The organism is Pseudomonas sp. 9.3L (assembly GCF_058536285.1).
The window spans coordinates 1,989,731-2,007,116 of sequence record NZ_JBZUBK010000001.1 but is presented as its reverse complement, the minus strand read 5'-3'; the positions used below and the strand labels follow the sequence as shown (position 1 = coordinate 2,007,116).

18 protein-coding genes and 2 tRNA genes are annotated in these 17,386 nt (G+C 59.7%); 8 read left to right on the top strand and 12 right to left on the bottom strand.

Annotated elements, in window-relative coordinates:
- Positions 1-96: 96 nt before the first annotated feature.
- The 3 genes from AC4LE2_RS09190 to AC4LE2_RS09180 form a co-directional block, all read right to left on the bottom strand.
- The gene (locus AC4LE2_RS09190) at positions 97-1,320 is read right to left on the bottom strand and encodes a hypothetical protein (protein WP_491825457.1); all 1,224 of its coding nucleotides are present in this window, start codon (positions 1,318-1,320) and stop codon (positions 97-99) included.
- 286 nt (positions 1,321-1,606) lie between these two features.
- A complete protein-coding gene (locus tag AC4LE2_RS09185) occupies positions 1,607-2,041 on the bottom strand; it encodes a type II toxin-antitoxin system PemK/MazF family toxin (RefSeq protein ID WP_491825456.1) in 435 nt (144 codons plus the stop codon).
- Between the two features lie 9 nt (positions 2,042-2,050).
- On the bottom strand, positions 2,051-2,320 hold the full coding sequence (locus tag AC4LE2_RS09180) for a hypothetical protein (protein WP_491825455.1): 270 nt from the start codon (positions 2,318-2,320) through the stop codon (positions 2,051-2,053).
- A gap of 326 nt (positions 2,321-2,646) precedes the next feature.
- Between AC4LE2_RS09180 and AC4LE2_RS09175 the strand changes: the two genes are divergently transcribed.
- Complete coding sequence (locus AC4LE2_RS09175) at positions 2,647-2,973, top strand: helix-turn-helix domain-containing protein (protein ID WP_491825454.1); 327 nt, start codon at positions 2,647-2,649, stop codon at positions 2,971-2,973.
- A 555-nt stretch (positions 2,974-3,528) separates the two neighbouring features.
- Here the strand turns inward: AC4LE2_RS09175 and AC4LE2_RS09170 are convergent.
- The 6 genes from AC4LE2_RS09170 to AC4LE2_RS09145 all read right to left on the bottom strand — a co-directional run bounded on the left by AC4LE2_RS09170 (position 3,529) and on the right by AC4LE2_RS09145 (position 7,290).
- Positions 3,529-3,602 (bottom strand) — tRNA-Cys (locus tag AC4LE2_RS09170).
- Between the two features lie 37 nt (positions 3,603-3,639).
- A tRNA-Gly gene (locus tag AC4LE2_RS09165) sits at positions 3,640-3,715 on the bottom strand.
- A 66-nt stretch (positions 3,716-3,781) separates the two neighbouring features.
- Positions 3,782-4,339 (bottom strand): CDP-diacylglycerol--glycerol-3-phosphate 3-phosphatidyltransferase, encoded by a 558-nt coding sequence (gene pgsA / locus AC4LE2_RS09160; RefSeq protein ID WP_491825453.1) that lies wholly within the window; start codon positions 4,337-4,339, stop codon positions 3,782-3,784.
- A gap of 32 nt (positions 4,340-4,371) precedes the next feature.
- Positions 4,372-6,195, bottom strand: a complete 1,824-nt coding sequence (gene uvrC / locus AC4LE2_RS09155; protein ID WP_491825452.1) for an excinuclease ABC subunit UvrC — start codon at positions 6,193-6,195, stop codon at positions 4,372-4,374.
- Positions 6,196-6,198: 3 nt separating this feature from the next.
- Positions 6,199-6,843, bottom strand: a complete 645-nt coding sequence (gene gacA / locus AC4LE2_RS09150) for a response regulator transcription factor GacA (RefSeq protein ID WP_491825451.1) — start codon at positions 6,841-6,843, stop codon at positions 6,199-6,201.
- 96 nt (positions 6,844-6,939) lie between these two features.
- Positions 6,940-7,290, bottom strand: a complete 351-nt coding sequence (locus AC4LE2_RS09145; protein ID WP_491825450.1) for a helix-turn-helix domain-containing protein — start codon at positions 7,288-7,290, stop codon at positions 6,940-6,942.
- A gap of 80 nt (positions 7,291-7,370) precedes the next feature.
- On the opposite strand from AC4LE2_RS09145, the gene AC4LE2_RS09140 reads away from it, so the two are divergent.
- Positions 7,371-7,601, top strand: a complete 231-nt coding sequence (locus AC4LE2_RS09140; protein ID WP_491825449.1) for a DNA-binding protein — start codon at positions 7,371-7,373, stop codon at positions 7,599-7,601.
- On the opposite strand, the gene AC4LE2_RS09135 is transcribed toward AC4LE2_RS09140, so the two are convergent.
- Entirely contained in the window at positions 7,594-8,439 is an 846-nt protein-coding gene (locus AC4LE2_RS09135) for an NAD-dependent protein deacetylase (RefSeq protein ID WP_491825448.1), read from the bottom strand. The genes AC4LE2_RS09140 and AC4LE2_RS09135 overlap by 8 nt on opposite strands.
- Before the next feature lie 84 nt (positions 8,440-8,523).
- A complete protein-coding gene (locus tag AC4LE2_RS09130) occupies positions 8,524-9,930 on the bottom strand; it encodes an aminotransferase-like domain-containing protein (protein WP_491825447.1) in 1,407 nt (468 codons plus the stop codon).
- Between the two features lie 215 nt (positions 9,931-10,145).
- Between AC4LE2_RS09130 and AC4LE2_RS09125 the strand changes: the two genes are divergently transcribed.
- The 6 genes from AC4LE2_RS09125 to AC4LE2_RS09100 all read left to right on the top strand — a co-directional run bounded on the left by AC4LE2_RS09125 (position 10,146) and on the right by AC4LE2_RS09100 (position 16,960).
- Positions 10,146-11,282 carry a KamA family radical SAM protein gene (locus AC4LE2_RS09125; protein WP_491825446.1) on the top strand — a complete coding sequence of 379 codons (1,137 nt, stop codon included), beginning with the start codon at positions 10,146-10,148 and terminating at the stop codon, positions 11,280-11,282.
- A complete protein-coding gene (locus AC4LE2_RS09120) occupies positions 11,264-12,253 on the top strand; it encodes a C-terminal binding protein (RefSeq protein ID WP_491825445.1) in 990 nt (329 codons plus the stop codon). The genes AC4LE2_RS09125 and AC4LE2_RS09120 overlap by 19 nt, the downstream gene beginning before the upstream one ends.
- Positions 12,250-13,386, top strand: a complete 1,137-nt coding sequence (locus AC4LE2_RS09115; protein WP_491825444.1) for an aminotransferase class I/II-fold pyridoxal phosphate-dependent enzyme — start codon at positions 12,250-12,252, stop codon at positions 13,384-13,386. The genes AC4LE2_RS09120 and AC4LE2_RS09115 overlap by 4 nt, the downstream gene beginning before the upstream one ends.
- Positions 13,383-14,612, top strand: a complete 1,230-nt coding sequence (locus tag AC4LE2_RS09110) for an ATP-grasp domain-containing protein (RefSeq protein WP_491825443.1) — start codon at positions 13,383-13,385, stop codon at positions 14,610-14,612. Before AC4LE2_RS09115 ends, AC4LE2_RS09110 begins: the two co-directional genes overlap by 4 nt.
- A gap of 6 nt (positions 14,613-14,618) precedes the next feature.
- Positions 14,619-15,788, top strand: coding sequence for an MFS transporter (locus tag AC4LE2_RS09105; protein ID WP_491825442.1), 1,170 nt, complete (start codon positions 14,619-14,621; stop codon positions 15,786-15,788).
- 83 nt (positions 15,789-15,871) lie between these two features.
- Positions 15,872-16,960, top strand: a complete 1,089-nt coding sequence (locus tag AC4LE2_RS09100) for a tetratricopeptide repeat protein (RefSeq protein ID WP_491825441.1) — start codon at positions 15,872-15,874, stop codon at positions 16,958-16,960.
- Here AC4LE2_RS09100 and AC4LE2_RS09095 read toward each other — a convergent pair.
- The gene (locus AC4LE2_RS09095; RefSeq protein WP_491825440.1) at positions 16,953-17,330 is read right to left on the bottom strand and encodes a response regulator; all 378 of its coding nucleotides are present in this window, start codon (positions 17,328-17,330) and stop codon (positions 16,953-16,955) included. The genes AC4LE2_RS09100 and AC4LE2_RS09095 overlap by 8 nt on opposite strands.
- Positions 17,331-17,386: the final 56 nt, after the last annotated feature.

The window sequence follows — 17,386 nt, the reverse complement described above, 5'->3', positions numbered from 1 at the left end:
AGCAGTTCGAATGCCCAACGGTTCCAAGTAAGCCGCAAAATGATCCAGACGCTGGCCTACGTATTCGTCGCTATTTAGGAACCAATAACGCGTTAGCTATGATGCGCCAATCTGTCGCAAAAATGCCTCGCGCTGATCGGGCCACCTGGCCAGTCCGTTGATCATGAAAGCTTGTCTACGTCCTTCCGCATGCAGTTGCTGACCATAGTTAAGGACGAAGTCACGTGCGGCGTCCGGCATGGCGGCCAACTCGTTCATGTTATTACCCTTACAGCCAATGGCTTGAAGCCTTTGGGCATTGTTAAGGACAAAGTTGCGTTCGCCAGCAGGCTGCCCAGCTAATGTGGTCATATCACTACCCTCATAACCGGCCGCGTGCAAATCCTTACCATTGGTAAGAACAAAGTCGCGTTCAGCGGCGGGTCTCGCGGCCAGGTCTTTGATCTGAAAACCGATTTTATATCCGTTCGCGCGTAGTTGCTGAGCATGGGTAACGACAAAGTCACGTCCGGCGGGCTCCATGACGGCCAAGCTGTTCATATCCGTACCCTTAAAGCCAACGGCTTGAAGCATAGGGGCATTATCAAGAACAAAGTTGCGTACGCCATCAGGCTGCCCAGCTAATGTGGTCATATCACAAGCCTCATAACCGGCCGCGTGCAACTGCTGAACATGGGTGGGAACAAAATCGCGTGCAGCGGCAGGTTGCGCGGCCAGGTCGTTGATCTGGTAAACGTAATTGTAGCCATTCGCGCGTAGTTGCTGGGCATGGGCAATGACAAAGTCACGTTCATCCTCAGGCCGCGTGAACAGAGCATCCATGGCGCTACTGTTGTAACCAGCAGCATGAAGGCTTTGTCCGTTTGGAGCTAAGAACCGCTGCTTGGGCGACATCTGATCGTCGGCAATGCGCTTCATCTGCTTATTGACCAGTCGCAATTTAGGGTCAACCCCCATACCAGTCTCGCTAGTGTCGCGAGCGATTTTCAGCAGTAGCTCGTTTGAAAGGCGCAGCAAGGCAGACGGGTGCCGGGCCGCCCCTCTTGCAGACATGCTTGGATTGGGCAGCGTCATTAAGCCAGGTGCTTCAGAAGCCCTTTGAAAACCTACGCTTAAAACGTCGTATTTAGACTGATCATTCAACTTCGCCTTGATTACCGAGACGTCCTGATCGCGTCGCATCTCAAAGTGAGCAACACCGTTCAATGGCTGATTGGGCGAAAGCTTCAACTGGCCGCTTTCAATAGCTCCTTTTGCAAACCCGGCCAGCATCTTTTCCTGTTCATTACTCTTTGTTTGTTTAGCATTCAACGCAGCCACTGTGTGATCGCTTAACATGGCCAATGTCAGCGAGTCAGCGTGTCCAGACGGGTGCGCTCCTATTACTGCCTGGACGGCTTGCACAGAGTTTGCTGAAACGTTATAGGCACTACTATCTCTAATGGGGCTCATGGTATTCCTGAGAATAGGGTCTTCACATTGAAGAAACTGAGTGGTGTAAAAGGCGGAGCAGTTCCAGTAGGGCCGGATTGCAGCTCATTGATGCCATACGGCCTGGATCACCTCCTGATTAATCGACGGATAAACGCCCACAAAAAAGCCCCAGCTACGTCGGTGGCTGGGGCTTTGATGACGTCAAACGGGCTAGTAAAAACGCCATCGCACGGTTGACGCTCGCATGTAACTTGCGTGTAAGGACCCTATCTTTGGATAGCGGTGAGTTTACGTGCACACCAGGGGCGGCGCTGAACCACTGGGCATCAAAGTAGAGTTTGACGGCGCGCCGCAGATCGAACTTGGTCGCGGTCTGCAGCCCTGAAGCCTCGAAGCCGCCTTCCCCTGGCTTGATGGTGAACTCACCAGGGTAGAGCCGATCCGTACGCTGGCTGGTGCCATAAGCGACCTTTATCGCGTGTTCCTCTTCGTAGACGTTGAGTACCAATGCTGGCCGCGGCTTTGGGCCGGGGTGGCCCAGATCTTTTACTTGTGGAAAGCGCGGCCAAATAATGTCACCTGGCTCGGGCAGTGGGCGAAACAACACGGCTATGGTTCAAAAAAGCCTTTTGCTCGCGCGTTCTTCGGGAACGTGTGTGGCAGGGCTGGCAGCGCGAATAGCCTCAATGTGCTGGTCCGTCAGAGGGCCGTCATCCAACTCGTACTTAGGCAGGCAGCGATCGGCCATCTGTCGCAACGCCAAGTGAATGACCTCCGTCTTGCTGAGGCCGGTTTGCTCAGTAAGCAGCTGGACGGTGGCATGGCTTACGCCAGTTGGCGTGTCTTGCCTGCGCAGACGTAGCAACACGCTATCTGTTTCTTCCATTGTCGGCTTCACGAAGGCGGCCTCTATCGAACGATGTAGCGGACTGGGACGGCTGTAGTGATATAAGTTCTATAGCAGGCAAATACGTTGTAAACCCCGCCCGTTACACATGCGGCGCGTCATACAACCGACCACTTACTACGCCGCGCGCAGCAAGCCGCCCAGTACGCCCCCTACCACAGTGCCTATAACGGGGATCACCGAACCCACTGCTGTGCCTGCGGCAGTTACAAAAGGGACCTTTATATACTTGTAAAAATACTTATAACCTCTGCCATCTGGAAACGAGCCGAAGATTGTCAATGTCGAAGAGGTCAGCAAGCGCGATGAACGCACCTACTAACGTTCAAATCATCAACGGGCCAGACGGTTCGCCCGCTTTCGTAGTCATTCCCTATGGCCAGTACCTCAAGGACCATCCTGTTGAGGACTTGGTACCTAATGAGGTTGTGGGCTACAGGGTGAAGGAAGACCTAACGCCTGTAGCCGCCTGGCGCAAGCACTTGGGCTTATCTCAAGCTGAAGTAGCTGAACGTATCGGAATAAGCCAATCTGCCTACGCTCAGCAAGAGCAGGCTGCGAAGCGGAGCAAAGCTACTCGGGAGAAGATTGCAGCGGCGCTGGGTATTACGGAAGCGTTGCTGGATCTCTAAGGCAAAAGGATCCTCGCGATTGCCAGCGCTACGGTGCAACGTCCCTTACGCAGGGTTGACGATGACCCGTCGAACCCGCCCCATAGCTTTTGCAGCCTTATATGCAGCAAGCGCCGCATTCAGGCGCTCGACCTTTGCTGCCTGAACGGCTTCCTTGGTGTCTTTAGAAGTTGGCACAGTCGAGCCCTCTTGGAATATCAAGCTGAACGCGCCCGACATGCTGAGCGAGGTCAGTAGATATTTGTCACAGTCAGTGCCTTTGACACCAGCACACCACGATTAAAATCAGTCGACATAACCAGGCTCGAAGGTCGGGGCTAATGTCCCATTCCTTCACAGGCAAGGTGAGAACAGGGTGCAAATGATTACGCTCACTCGCCCGTGGATGTCAACCTTGGCGACAACGAATCACTTGGAACGCCCTCCATTTGCAACAGCTCCCATGCGACAGCGAGTGCTTCGTTAACCGGGTGCTATGGGGGTTTGCGCGTGTCATGGCCGATGCTTCGCAATAAGAAAAGCCCCGCAGACCATTGATCTGCGGGGCTTTAATAATGGAGGCCGAGGTCGGAATCGAACCGGCGTAGGCGGATTTGCAATCCGCAGCATAACCACTTTGCTACTCGGCCTCAAAACACAAGGTAGTGAACTACCCAGCGTTAAAACTGGAGCGGGAAACGAGACTCGAACTCGCGACCCCGACCTTGGCAAGGTCGTGCTCTACCAACTGAGCTATTCCCGCACTGTGTGACGGGCGCCATTCTATCGAATCAGCAGGGCCCGTCAAGCCCTTGATTCAAAAATACTTTTATTTTTTTACATCCGTACTGAGGTGAGGCAGTGCCGCTCGTAGATAATTGACCATAGACCACAGCGTAAGCACTGCTGCTACCAGGAGCAAGCCATAGCCTACCAACACAAGGAAGGTTAACGCAGGAGGGTTGCCTAGCAGAATGATCAACGCGACCATCTGCGCTGCGGTTTTCCATTTACCCAGGCTGGACACCGCTACCTGGGCCCTGGCGCCGAGTTCAGCCATCCATTCGCGCAGGGCCGACACGACGATTTCGCGGCCGATGATCACCATGGCAGGCAGCGTAAGCCATACGTTGGCATGTGCCTGCACCAGCAGCACCAGCGCAACCGCGACCATCAGCTTGTCAGCCACCGGGTCAAGAAACGCACCGAACGGCGTACTTTGTTCCAGCCGCCTGGCCAGGTAGCCGTCGAGCCAATCCGTTGCGGCGGCCACCGCGAATACGCTACTGGCGGCCAGATAGCTCCAATGATAAGGAAGGTAGAAGAGCAGAATAAAAATGGGAATCAGCGCGACGCGCAACAGAGTAAGAAGATTGGGAATATTCATCAGCACGACTGGCAACGGGTTGAACCTGCATTCTACTCGCTGTGCAGGTTCGCATAAATCAACTCAGCCAGCTTTTTACTGATCCCAGGCGCCTTCGCGATCTCATCGGTACTGGCTCGGGTCAATTCCTGTAACCCCCCAAAATGCTTGAGCAGGTCACGACGACGCTTGGGGCCTACCCCATCGATGCCTTCAAGAGTGGATGTCTTGCGTGCTTTCCCCCGCCGAGCCCGGTGCCCGGTGATAGCAAAGCGGTGTGCCTCGTCGCGAATTTGCTGAATCAGGTGCAAGGCTGGCGAGTCTGCCTTGAGGGTAAATTCGTTGGTGATGTCGTTCAGGTACAGGGTCTCAAAACCCGCTTTACGAGTGACCCCCTTGGCCACGCCAATCAGGATCAACTCAGGCACCGCCAAGGTCTCAAGCACCTCGCGCGCCATATTCAACTGGCCTTTACCCCCGTCAACCAGCAGAACGTCCGGCAGCTTGCCCTCGCCGTTCTTGATCTTGCCAAACCGACGCGTCAGGGCCTGGTGCATGGCTGCGTAGTCATCGCCGCCGGTTACGCCCTCGATGTTGTAACGCCGGTAGTCTGCCTTGATCGGGCCCTCAGGGCCAAATACCACACAACTGGCCACGGTGGCTTCACCGCTAGAGTGGCTGATGTCATAACACTCCAGCCGCTGCGGCGGTTCATCCAAGCCCAGCACCTGCGCCAAGGCGTCAAAGCGAGCGGCCATGTGTTGGCGATTCGCCAAGCGCGCAGCCAATGCCTGTTCGGCATTGGTCACCGCCAGTTGCTGCCAGCGTGCCCGGGTACCACGCACCCGATGGCTGACTGTCAATTCACAGCTACGCAGGGTGTCCACTGCCTCAACCAGCGCGTCGATGTCTTCAGGCACAATGTTAAGGATTATTTCCGCCGGCAGTTCGCGCTCCGAGCTGCCGAGGTAGTACTGAGACAGAAACGCCGACATCACGTCTTCCAGCGGCTCCTCAATGCCTACCTGAGGGAAGAAATTCTTGCTACCTAACACGCGCCCACCACGCACGCTGATCAGGTGCACGCAGGCACCACCTGGGTTCACGAACGCAGCGATCACGTCCACGTCCCCGGTGCCGCCTTCCATGCTTTGCTGATCCTGCACACGGCGTAACACGGCAATCTGATCACGCAGCTCTGCGGCTTTCTCGAAATCAAGTTCCATGGCTACCCGTTCCATGTTCTGGGACAGCTCATTGGTCAACTGATGACTGCGCCCTTCCAGGAACATGATGGAGTGCCGTACATCCTCGGCATACTCGGCGGCGTCCACTGCGCGAACGCAGGGCGCCTTGCAGCGCTTGATCTGATGTTGCAGGCACGGGCGGTTGCGGTTCTTGAAAAAACTGTCCTCGCACTGGCGCACCTGGAAGGTCTTCTGCAACAAGCTAAGGCTTTCGCGAATAGCGCCTGCGCTGGGATAGGGGCCGAAATACCGCCCCTTACCTTTCTTGGCGCCCCGGTGAATGCTCAGCCGTGGGAACTCAGCGTCCGACAGGTATACATACGGGTATGACTTATCATCGCGCAGCAAGATGTTGTAAGGGGGCCGCCACTCCTTGATCAGCGTCTGCTCCAGCAGCAACGCTTCCGTTTCGTTGGCAGTGATGGTGGTTTCGACCTGGGTAATATGACCCACGAGAGCGGCAGTCTTGGGCGCCAGGCCCGTTTTGCGGAAATAACTGGCCAGGCGTTTCTTAAGGTTGCGTGCCTTCCCTACATACAGCAGGCGCCCACCCTCATCGAACATCCGATACACACCAGGGCGGCCACTGCACGTGGAAAGAAAGGCGGCCGGATCAAAAATTTGAGTCATGTTTTACGCGTTAGCATCCACCATGCCGTGGCGAACGGCCAGCAACGTCAATTCAACATCGCTGGTGATAGAGAGCTTCTCGAAGATACGGTAGCGGTAAGTGTTCACCGTCTTGGGAGATAGACACAAACGATCGGAAATGTTCTGCACTTTTTGACAACTCACGATCATCAACGCGATCTGGATCTCCCGTTCCGAGAGTAAATCGAACGGTGAAGAGGTGGTCTGTGGCTGGAACGATTTAAGCGCCAACTGCTGAGCGATCTGCGGGCTGATGTAACGCTGGCCTGCAAAGACCAGGCGGATCGCCTGGACCATTTCTGTCAGGCCGGCGCCTTTGGTGAGATACCCTGCTGCCCCTGCCTGAAGCAGGCGTGTGGGGAATGGATCTTCCTCGCAGACGGTGACTACGACCACTTTGACGTCTGGATGGCTACGCAGCATTTTACGGGTGGCCTCAAGACCACCGATGCCGGGCATTTTCACATCCATCAATACCACGTCTGGCTTCAGGTCCCGCGCTGCTTTCAGCGCTTCTTCCCCAGATTCCGCCTGGCCAACCACTTGAAGCCCGTCAATATCAGACAGCATTCGAGTAATGCCTGTGCGTACCAGATCGTGATCGTCGACCACTAGCACTCTAATCAAGCAGACACCTCTCGTTACGCTTTACATTCATAACAGTACAGTAACAAAGTCCATGCCAGGTACCTAGGGCTAAAGGTCGAGGCCCAGGCTTGACTTTCAGCGGCCCCGCTTACTGTCAGGCTTACGAGGAACCACCGCCGACAGGGTGTCTGCCATGGACGCCAAGGCTGCCTTGGCAGGGCCGGGGAGCCCACGGTAACAATTCAGTAGCGCTGCTTCGTCAGGGCACGAGTGATCGCTGGAGACCGCGCGGTTGCCAGTGAGGATATACAGCACGTCGGCCCCCGCGTTCGCCACGGCTGCCAGGTAATCCGCCTTGGGCCAGCGCTCTCCACTTTCATACTTACCCTGAGCATTGGGCTCAACGCCGCCAACTTCCCCAAAGGCGCGCTGGGTGAGCTTCAAACGCTCACGCTCTTCACGTATACGGACACCAATTGCAGTCATTTGAATGTATAATCCTTTTCGAAACACCCAAATAGGTGTGGAATCCAACACTTCTAAATCAAACGAAACGGACTTGAACTATGCACGGTATACGGACTGCCGCACAAGCAAGAGCTTGGCTGGATCGTCAGGGGAAATCAGTACAACAGTTTGCGCGGGAGCATGGGGTAGATGCTGCCACGACGTACCAAGTGCTGTCGGGGCGCAAAAAAGGCAGGCGCGGCGAAGCCCACAAGGTAGCGGTGTTGCTGGGGATGAAGGATGGAATCATTCCGGGCGAGGTCGACCTGCGCTGGCGCGACCTTAGGTAACGCCCAGCGCATCGGCCAGTACTGGCAGGGCCTGCTCGCAGGGCATCGGCACCTTGAGAGCCAGCAATGGGTCTGCGCGGGTCCGACCTACGTTGATAGCCATCAGGGGCTTGCCCTGCCGGGACATTTCCAGACATAAGCGGTAGCTGGAGTAGGCCATCAACGACGAGCCAATCACCAGCATGGCGCTGGCGCGCTGGGTGGCCTCCCAGGCCGCCTGAGCCGTTGCTACCGCCACGCTGTCACCGAAAAAGACCACATCGGGCTTGAGCCGGTCGCCTCCACACTGCGGGCAACCAGGCAAGTGGAAACTGTCGAGAAACGCTGCCGCCAGGTGTGCATCCCCATCGGGTGCCAGCACTGCGCGCACGTCCTGCAGGGCGGGGTTATCGGCTTCGAGCGCGTCTTGCATCACCGCGCGCGACAGCTTGAGGCCGCAGTCGAGGCACGCCACGCGGTGGAGGTTACCATGCAGCTCGATCACCTCCCGACTGCCGGCTTGCTCGTGCAGGCCGTCTACGTTCTGGGTTACCAAAAACCCCACATGACCCGAACCCTGCAACTTCGCCAGCACTTGGTGCGCCGGGTTAGGCCGCGCGGCCGCTACGCTACGCCAACCCACCATGGCCCTGGCCCAATACCGCTTGCGCGCTGCCAGCGACGTGACGAACTCTTGATGCATCATCGGCGCGTTCCCACGCCGCACGCCTTCGCTGTCGCGGTAGTCCGGGATGCCAGACGCCGTGCTAATGCCCGCACCTGTCAGGGCCAGTACGGGTTCATTGGTGAGCTGTAGGCACAGTGCTGACAGCCAGTGGTCTGAGTGCGCCTGCTGCATCGGTACCCCCCTTCAAGCGTGCACGCCGCTGTGATGAGCAGCCTGCTGCGAAGGGTAAACCAGCCATGGCTGCATTGCGGATATTTACGACGAATACCTGCCTAGCGCACTAAACAGCGGGCGCGCCTTGTCAGGCTCGAAGTGCGCTACGTTGATACGCAGCCACGGGGTCGGCTCGCCGTTGGCACTGAAGAGCCGGCCAGGCGCCAGCAGAATGCGCTGGCGCGCTGCTGCGTCCACGAACCTTTGGATATCCGTGATACCTGCGTGCCGCACCCAGACGAACATGCCCTCCGCTGGGCAATGAAACACCTCCCATCCCCACGCCAGCAACGCGCGCTGTGCCTGCGACTGAGCGGTTTGCAGACGACGTCGGGCCTGCCTCAGGTGCCGCTCATAGCTGCCATCGGCCAGGATGGCGCCGAGAAATCGCTCGCAGAAGCTGGGCAGTGCAACGCTCGTCAACAACTTGAGGTCCGCAATCTGCGCCACCCATTCCGGCCGGGCAACCACGTACCCGATTCGCAGGTTGGCCGACAACGTCTTGGAGAAGCTCCCTACATAGATCACATTGGCCAGACCCTCGAGGGTGGCCAGGCGATGCCCGCCGTCTGATGAAAAGTCACCGTACACGTCGTCTTCCACGATCAACATACGGTACCGGGCGCTTAACTTAAGCAAGGCACACGCCTGGGCCGGGCCGAGCGAGGTGCCGGTAGGGTTGTGCAACCGCGCATTGATGAAAAAGGCGCGCACCGGGCCGGCTTGCAGGTGGGTGGTCACCACATTGATGTCGGGGCCGTTGTTCAGACGCGGAACGCCCAGCACCTGCGCCCCGCTCAAGCGCAACAGGCGTACCAGGGTGCTGTTACAGGGGTCGTCCACTAACACCCGGTCACCGGGCGCTATCAACAGGCGGATGAGTAAATCCAAGGCCTGGGTAGCGCCCAGGGTGGTGACGATATTGGCCGGCGCTACGGGCAGGCCCAAGCGTGTGCTCAAGTGCCTCGCCAGTGCCTGGCGCAAGGGGAAATACCCTGCGGGGTCGCCGTATTCCACCAGCGAACTGCGGGCAAAATTGGCCGTGCGCCGAATCACGCGGGCCAGCGAACGGGTGTCGGTCCAGGCTGCAGGCAGCCAGCCACACCCTAACTTCATGGCGTCGCCCGGGGCGTTGAACAGCGCCCAGAACGGCTCAAGCTCGGTGGTAGGCCGGGCGTCGGCGCGGGGCGCTGCGGCAAGTGACGCCTGCGCGGCCGACACTGGGCACGCGGCAAAGTAACCCCTGCCGGGGCTCGCCACCACCAGGCCCAGCGCTTCTAGGCGCTCATAGGCGCGCACCACCCCATGGAAGCTCAGCCCTGGCCGCGCGGCCCACTGACGTATTGACGGCATTTGTTCCCCAGGGCGTACAGCGCCGCTGGAGAGGCTGGTGCTGATGATTTCAAAAGCCCGCTGCGCGGGGCCTGGGCGACTGCTTGTAGGGTCCATTCCGCTACCGTTTCGCTTAAAAGCCAGGCCAGACTGTACCCCTCGGCGCCAACCACCATAACCCTTGTGCCGGGGAAAAATGGCCATGGCTCAGTGTTAGTTCGCTTCGCGCTAACAGTTAGCGATTTCGCCACTGCCGCTGTGAGGCCCTGAGCCGCTGCGCCGCCCTATGATCGCCGCAGCTCGTTCGATGGCGGTTGGCACAAGGAGGCAACATGAGCCCAGTAACAGGTTTGCCCTGCTGGACAGACTGGAAGTGGCAACAGCGCAACAGCGTGACCACCCTCGAAGAATTACTCAAAGCCTTTCCAGGCCTCGCAGACAGCCCTCGTCTGGAGGGGCTGCGCGCCATGTTCGATAAACGGCGCGTGTCGCTTACCCCCTATACCCTGCAGCTCATTGAAACCGATGCCCACCAACGGCCCCTTGAGAACGACCCCATGTGGCTGCAGACCATTCCCGAATTCGAGGCGTCCGGGCCGTTCGAATACGACGGTGCCACCGAGAACTGGGAGCTGGCGGATGAAATGGTGACTGGCATCTGCCAGCATAAGTACGACAACAGGGTTATCGTGCGGGTATCCAATGTGTGCCACGGATACTGCCAGTTCTGCTACGAGGCCCTGCGCACCCTTGAGCGAAAATCCTCCAAGCCCACCCTGAAAGCCGAACAGTGGCAAGCGACGTTGGACTACCTCGCCACCCACCCGGAGGTTGACGAGGTCATCCTGAGCGGCGGCGAGCCGTTGATGTTGTCTGATACCCGGCTGGAAGCATTGCTCCAGGACATCCGGGTCATACGCCCCGAGATCATCATTCGCGTACACACCCGTTCCTTGAGCTTCAACCCGTTCAGGGTCACCGAGGCGCTGGTGCACATCCTGGCCCGCTACCGCGTGACTGCCGTCGGCCTGCATGTCGCCCACCCCTGTGAGATGACCCCAGCCTTTCTCAACGCTACCTGCGCCCTGCAAAGAGCCGTCCCGTTACTGTTTGCCAACATTCCTTTTTTAGGTGGCGTGAACAACGGCCTGGTTACCCTCAGATCCCTCTGCATGGGGCTATATCGTGCAGGCATCACCCCGCACTACCTCTACCAGTTCATGCCGTTCTCCCCAGGGCATGGGCAGTATGCCGCGCCGGCTTCAGAGGCTATTTCGCTACTGAGGCAGCTCAAACGCCACATTTCCAACCTGGCGGTGCCTGAGTTTGTCATCCCCCACGTCACCGGCAAACACACCCTGCCGCTGGAACTGGGCGGTACGCCGACCCGCATCGAGGTCTCGCCCCACGGGGCGGAGACCATTCACTTCACCAACTGGAAAGGTGAGCCATGCGTATTCCCCCAATGACAACCGGCCTGGAAGGCGCACGCGTGCTGGTATTGGATTCGGCACGGCATCGTTACGTAAGTGATCTGACAGTGGAGTCACAAGTGTTCGGCCCCGAGGTGCAGCTCACACTGGCGCAGGTAGAAACGGTCGATCAATTACCTGAAGCCGTCCTGAGCTGCGCGGGGGTGATTAGCTGGCACTTGGTTGCGTTGCCCGCAGCGGCGCTCGCACACTTGACCCACTGCCGAGCGTTAGTGCGTGCAGCGGTAGGGGTAGACAATATCGACCTGGCGGCGGCCCACGCGCAAGGCATTCAGGTTGCCAACGTGCCTGACTATGGGGTTGATGAAGTGGCCGACCACACCTTGGCCATGGCCCTTTCGCTGCTACGCAAGCTCGCGCTGGGCGATGCCACGGTCAGGGCGGGTAGCTGGGACTGGCGAGCATTGGGCAGGCTACCCCGCATCAGTCGCCTGACCATCGGGCTGGTCGGCCTTGGTCGAATCGGCACTGCTGTCGCAAGACGCTTCCAGGCACTGGGGTGTACCGTCACCTTCTATGACCCCTATCGAGACAGCGGATGGGAAAAAAGCCTTGGTCTGGAACGCTGTGAAACCCTTGAGGCGCTTCTGGACCGCGCCACGGTGATCAGCCTTCACACGCCCCTGACAGACGAGACCACTGGGCTCATCGGCGACGAGCAACTCGCACGCCTGACCGGTAAATACCTGATCAACACCGCACGAGGCGGGCTGATCGACGCTCAAGCGTTGGGTCGGGCAGTAGAGCGGCATCAACTGGCAGGGCTGGCACTCGATGTGTATGCGGACGAGGCGAATCCACCGCCAGGCGTGCTACTGGCACCCGAAGTGCTGTGGTCCCCCCACGCCGCCTTTTACTCGGACCAAGCGCTGCTTGAATTGCGCTACAAGGCAGCGGTGTGCCTCAAGGCCCTGCTAATGGGCCAGCCGCAACGGAACACGCTATGAACAGCGCGCCCTCTGTGTCCAAGGCAACCTGCCCTACGCCAACCCCTGCCCGCCCCTTTCGCCAGCCTGGGCCCGGCAACCCGTTCCCTGGCATCACGGCCCTGGAACGGCGTGAAGGCATCAGCATCACAGCGCGATTGAGCGCCAACGAAGCACTGCCCCTGTACAGCGAAGCAATGACAGCGCGTTACGGCCACGCGCTACTGGAGGCTGCCCGCCGCTACCCTGACCCTAGTGCTTATGCACTGCGAGAGGTGTTAGCCAGCCGCCTAAGTGTAGGCCTAGACGAATTGCTGGTAGATGCTGGCGCCGATGCACTTATCTGCCTGTTTCTACGTGTGTTTGCCGACCCGGGCAGCGTCGTGCTGCACTCATCCGGCACCTACCCGACGGTGGAGTATTTCGCCCATGCCCTGGGCCTGATACCACAGCCAGTGCCTTACCGCCTGCACGCCGGAGCGCCGCTGGCAGATCTCGCCGCCCTCGCCCGTGAAGCCAGGCGGCAACAGGCTCGGGTCGTCTACCTCGCCAACCCGGACAACCCCACCGGCAGCGAACACTCTGCCCAAGCGATCGAAGCACTGGCTCACGCCCTGCCTAAGGGCACCTTGTTAATGCTCGACGAAGCGTATGAAGCCTTCGGTAGCGCCAGCAGCGCTCGACTGCTGCCCAACACGGTACGGCTACGTAGCTTTTCCAAGGCCTACGGCCTGGCAGGCGCGCGCGTAGGCTACGCCATGGCGCCCGCCCCGCTTCTAGCCTTGGCGAACCGGGCGCGGGTTCATTACAGCGTCAGCACGCTCTCGCAACAACTTGCGCTGCAGGCCTTGGAAGATGAGGCTCATCACGGCCTTGTCATTACCGCCACGCAGGCCTTGAAAGCCCGGTTCGTGGAGCTTGCCCTGAGTGCAGGCCTGGCCACTTACCCGTCGGCGGCCAACTTCGTGACCTTCCCCACCGCTGACGTCACGTGGGCACACGCCTTGCGCGATCGCCTGCTGGCCAACGGTGCCAGTATTTACCTGGGGTGCGTGAACGATCAGGTGCCTATCGTCCGCGTGTCATTACAGCCTGAGCTGTTCACGCCGCCCGTACGTGATGTGCTGTTTCGTGCTGTGGAGGGCGTTTTATGACCGCTAGCGCGCTATTGATCCTGGGCATTGGTACGGTTGCGCTCAAATATGTAGAGCAGGCCATATTGCCCTACGGCCTGGAGCCCATCGTACTGGGGAACCCACATACCCTGCCCGATGAGGCCTGGGGCCACTTTTCCAAAGGCCGTTTCCATGCCGTCGAGCTGGAGGCGCGCGCACTCCGGCGCTACCTTGCCGCGAACCCTGGCCTGTGCCGGCGCGTGTATGCGGTGACTACGCTGTTCGACGAGCTACTTCCGCTGGTGGAGGTCATCGCCTTCGAGCGCGGCTGGGCCTACCCTGGTGCGGCCGTGGTCTGGCTGAGCGACAAGGCCACCGTAGCCACATACGCCCACGCCCTCTCACCCCCTAGCCATCCTTTCAAGGCAGCCGAGCCGGACATACTCGCCCCCCTGCTCCACGCCCCGGCAGGCGACTGGATCATCAAGCCCGCGTGCTGCTCGGGTGGTCAGGCGGTGGGCACTCTGCAGGGAGGGCCTGGGGCGTTAGACGCCCTACGTCACCACCTCGCGCTGCATGCCGAGCTGCAGGCAGAGCGATGGCTGTTGCAACCGCGCCTGGATGGCACATTGATCAGTTTCGAAGGCTACATGGACGCCGGCGAGCTTCACCCTATGGGCATTTCTCGGCGCACGCGGATAGGCCTGACCGAAGTAGCGAATCGTTTTCCGGCCGACGAGAGCGTCTCGCCCGAACAGTACACGGCCGGGTGGGCAGGCCTGGACGCCCTGTTCGCGCGGGCAGGGTACCGCGATGGCTGGTTCCACTGCGAATGCATCGTCGGGCCTGCAGGGCTGCACCTGATCGATGCCAACGTAGGAAGGATCGGTGGCGCTACCCTCCTTGAGCAAGTGGCCCTTGCCTATGGCGTGTGCCCCGCTCACCTGCTTGCGCATGTGCTGTTGTTGCCGCTGCCGGGCTATCAGCCGCAGTTGCTCCAGGATCACCGCCCGCCAGCCCCCACCTTAGGCGTCTGGTATGGGCTGGCTCAGGCCGCTGTGCTGGTTGGCGTTGACGTGGCCGTTCATCACGCGCGGCATACCCGATTTGCTCCGGACGGGGCGAGCGTGCCCGCAATCGGCACGTCCGATTACGCCTGGGTAGGCATGTTCAGCGGGCCCGAGCCTGCGGTACTGGATGCGCTGCGCGCCCTTCGCCTGATCACCGACCGCGGGCCCGTTGCGCCTGCCTACCGCCTGGACTAACGCCTGATGGCCATCTATCTGATCCGCTTTACCACCTGGGGTAGCTGGAGCCTGCTGTTCTCGTTCTTTGCCGTCTGGCTTACCGATCAGGCGCCCTTCTCCGCAGGCGCAATCAGCCTGCTGGGGGCCGCCATCGCGCTGGCCAATCGTGCGGGTTCGCTTTTATTCGTGCGCTGGGTAGGGCGTACTGACTTTCGACTGCTCCTGGGCCTGACGCAATTACTGATCACCACCGCAGTGATCGGCTTGTACCTGCTGCACCAGCAAGGCCATTACACCGTCATGGCCTGGCTCCCCCTGGTCTGCCTGTTCGGCCTCGGGCACTCCCTGGCCTCGTTGGCGCAACTGACCTATATCGCCTCCGGCCATACGGGGGTCGATGAGGTAAAGGCATTTTCCCTCGAAAACGTAGCCCTGAACCTCAGTGCCGGCATTACGCCTTATGCCTCGGCCATGGCGTTGAAGCACGCCCCCGAGTACTACCTGCTCTGCCCTTTGGTGTATTGCATGGTCACCGCAGCCCTGTGCCTGAGCCTGGGCAGCACCGTCAGCAAGCCTGCACCCGCCTCACGAGCGCAAGCGCGGGCCGAGGCGCGGCCTACCGCCATCGTGCTGTTCCTCTCTATCAACGCGCTGTCTTTTTTCGCGTTCAGCCAGTTCTACAATGTGTTCCCACTGCATGCCCAGGAAGTACTGGCTCCAGAGACCATCGGCCTATGGTTCGCGCTGAGCAGCGCACTGATCGTGTTACTGCAACTGCCCTTGACCAGGCTGTTGGCAGGCAAGCCTCGGAGCTGGCTGGTGATCGCCGCCAATGCCGTAATGGCCGCCGGTGTGCTGGCTCTTTTCTACGCAGGCACCGCCCCCGGCGCAGCCCTGACAGCTGTGCTACTGCTTACGTTGGGTGAAATGGTCTTCGGCCCCCTCTACCAAGTCATGGCGCTGAGTATTTTCCCCGGCCGGCCGGCGTTCGCCATGGCGCTTCTTACCCTGACCTGGGCCCTGGCAGAAGCACTGGCCACGGGTGTAGGGCTCTATCTGGTCACACAAGGCCAGGGCGGGCTGGCCTTCGGGCTAGGGGCGGCCGCTTGCGTGCTGGTGATAGGCATCGCCGTGATCCAGGCGCGGGGCCAGCAGCGTGCGGCTTTAGGCCAAGTACTGGCCGCGCGGCATTGAATGCAGTAGGCGCGCCTCTACCCGGTTTGACTCGCCCCCCGCACTTAACGGAAGCTGTAAGCCCTGCGACAGCGGATCAACGCATGCCCCCTGCCTTACGCTCCAGTGTGTTCATTGGCGTTGCTTTTATCCTGGGCCTGGGCGCTTGGCACGCCGGCCTTTTTTCGCCAGCACCCATACCCCTTTCCCCGCCTGCTGCGCCGCAGGCCAGTTACGAGGTTGCGCTGCACGCGGCCCGCGACGGCCTGCCAGGCGCAGCTCGGCTGCTGTACGAGCAACTGGGCCGGGTGGACCTTCCGCCCGCAGACAGGATCAAGCTCTATAAACGGCTACCCAACTACCCAAGTATGCGCGCACTGACATTCGCCGAGCAGGGCCTGCACGGTGACGATCAGGCTGTCAGGCTGGCCGCACTGGAGGCCGTGACTCACCTAATCAAGGGCGAGCCCCTTGCACGCGCACTTGGGCCCTTGCTAGACGACGCCGACGCTACGCTGAGGTTCAAGGTGGCACGCGCCTTGGTAGGCCTGCGCCCTACTGAGCTAGGCGCCTATTACGCCGTCGTCCAAGCCGCTATCAGCGCTGGCATCAACACGCTGGAAGGGGCTGGCGACGACCCTACGGCCCAGTTGGAGCTTGCCCAGCTACGGCTCGCCCGGAGCGAATTCGCTCAAGCCAGTAAGGCCGCCCGCAGAGTGCTGGCCTTACAGCCTCAGAGCCTGCCGGCGCGCGTGGTGCTGGCCAAGGCCCTCGATGGCTTAGGCCAGCCCGATGCGGCGCGTGAAACCCTGGCCGAGCCCCTGCGAGCACACCCGGACGATGCGTTCCTACAGCACGAGTTGGGGCTGTGGTTGCTCAACCATGGGCAGCCTGAGTATGCGTTGTTGGCAATGACCCGAGCCGTGGAGCTGGCACCTGGGCAGGCTGATTATCGCCAAGACCTTGCCATCAGCTTGTACCGGCTGGATCAGCCGGAGGCAGCGCAGGCGCAGCTAGACCAGCTCGTAAGGCGGCAGCCGGCCAATCGCGAAGCCAGGCTGCTATTGATCCATTACTGGCAGGCCGCCGGGCAACTGCAGAATGTGCAGATACTGCTGGCAGAGCTGGAGCAACAGAACCCAGACGATCCTGCGCTTCAGCAAGAGCTTAAGTCAGGGCCGCCTCCTACTTGAGCTCGTTCTCGATGGCACGCTGCAGGTCTTCGAACTGGAACGGTTTGGATAACAGGGGTGCGCTTTGGGCAATGGGTTGCTTGCTTTCTCGCACCTCTTGAGGATAGCCACTCATGAAAATAACCTTCAAATCCGGCCGCACCTTTAAAGCAGGCTCAGCGATGTCTACCCCGGAAATACCCCCTGGCAATTTGAAATCAGTGATCATCAGGTCCAAGTGTGGTTTGGTCGCGAGGATGTTGAAGGCCTCAAGGCCGTTTTCGGCGACCATCACGTGGTAGCCCATTAACTTCAAGTACTCCGTGAGGTTGTTCCGTATCACCGGTTCATCCTCAACGATCAATACCACGTCGTGCGCATCTCCGCTCATTGCATTGCCTATGTCATGTTGTCTGGCTGCCCATGGGACCGCAGGCGTCAGCGGAG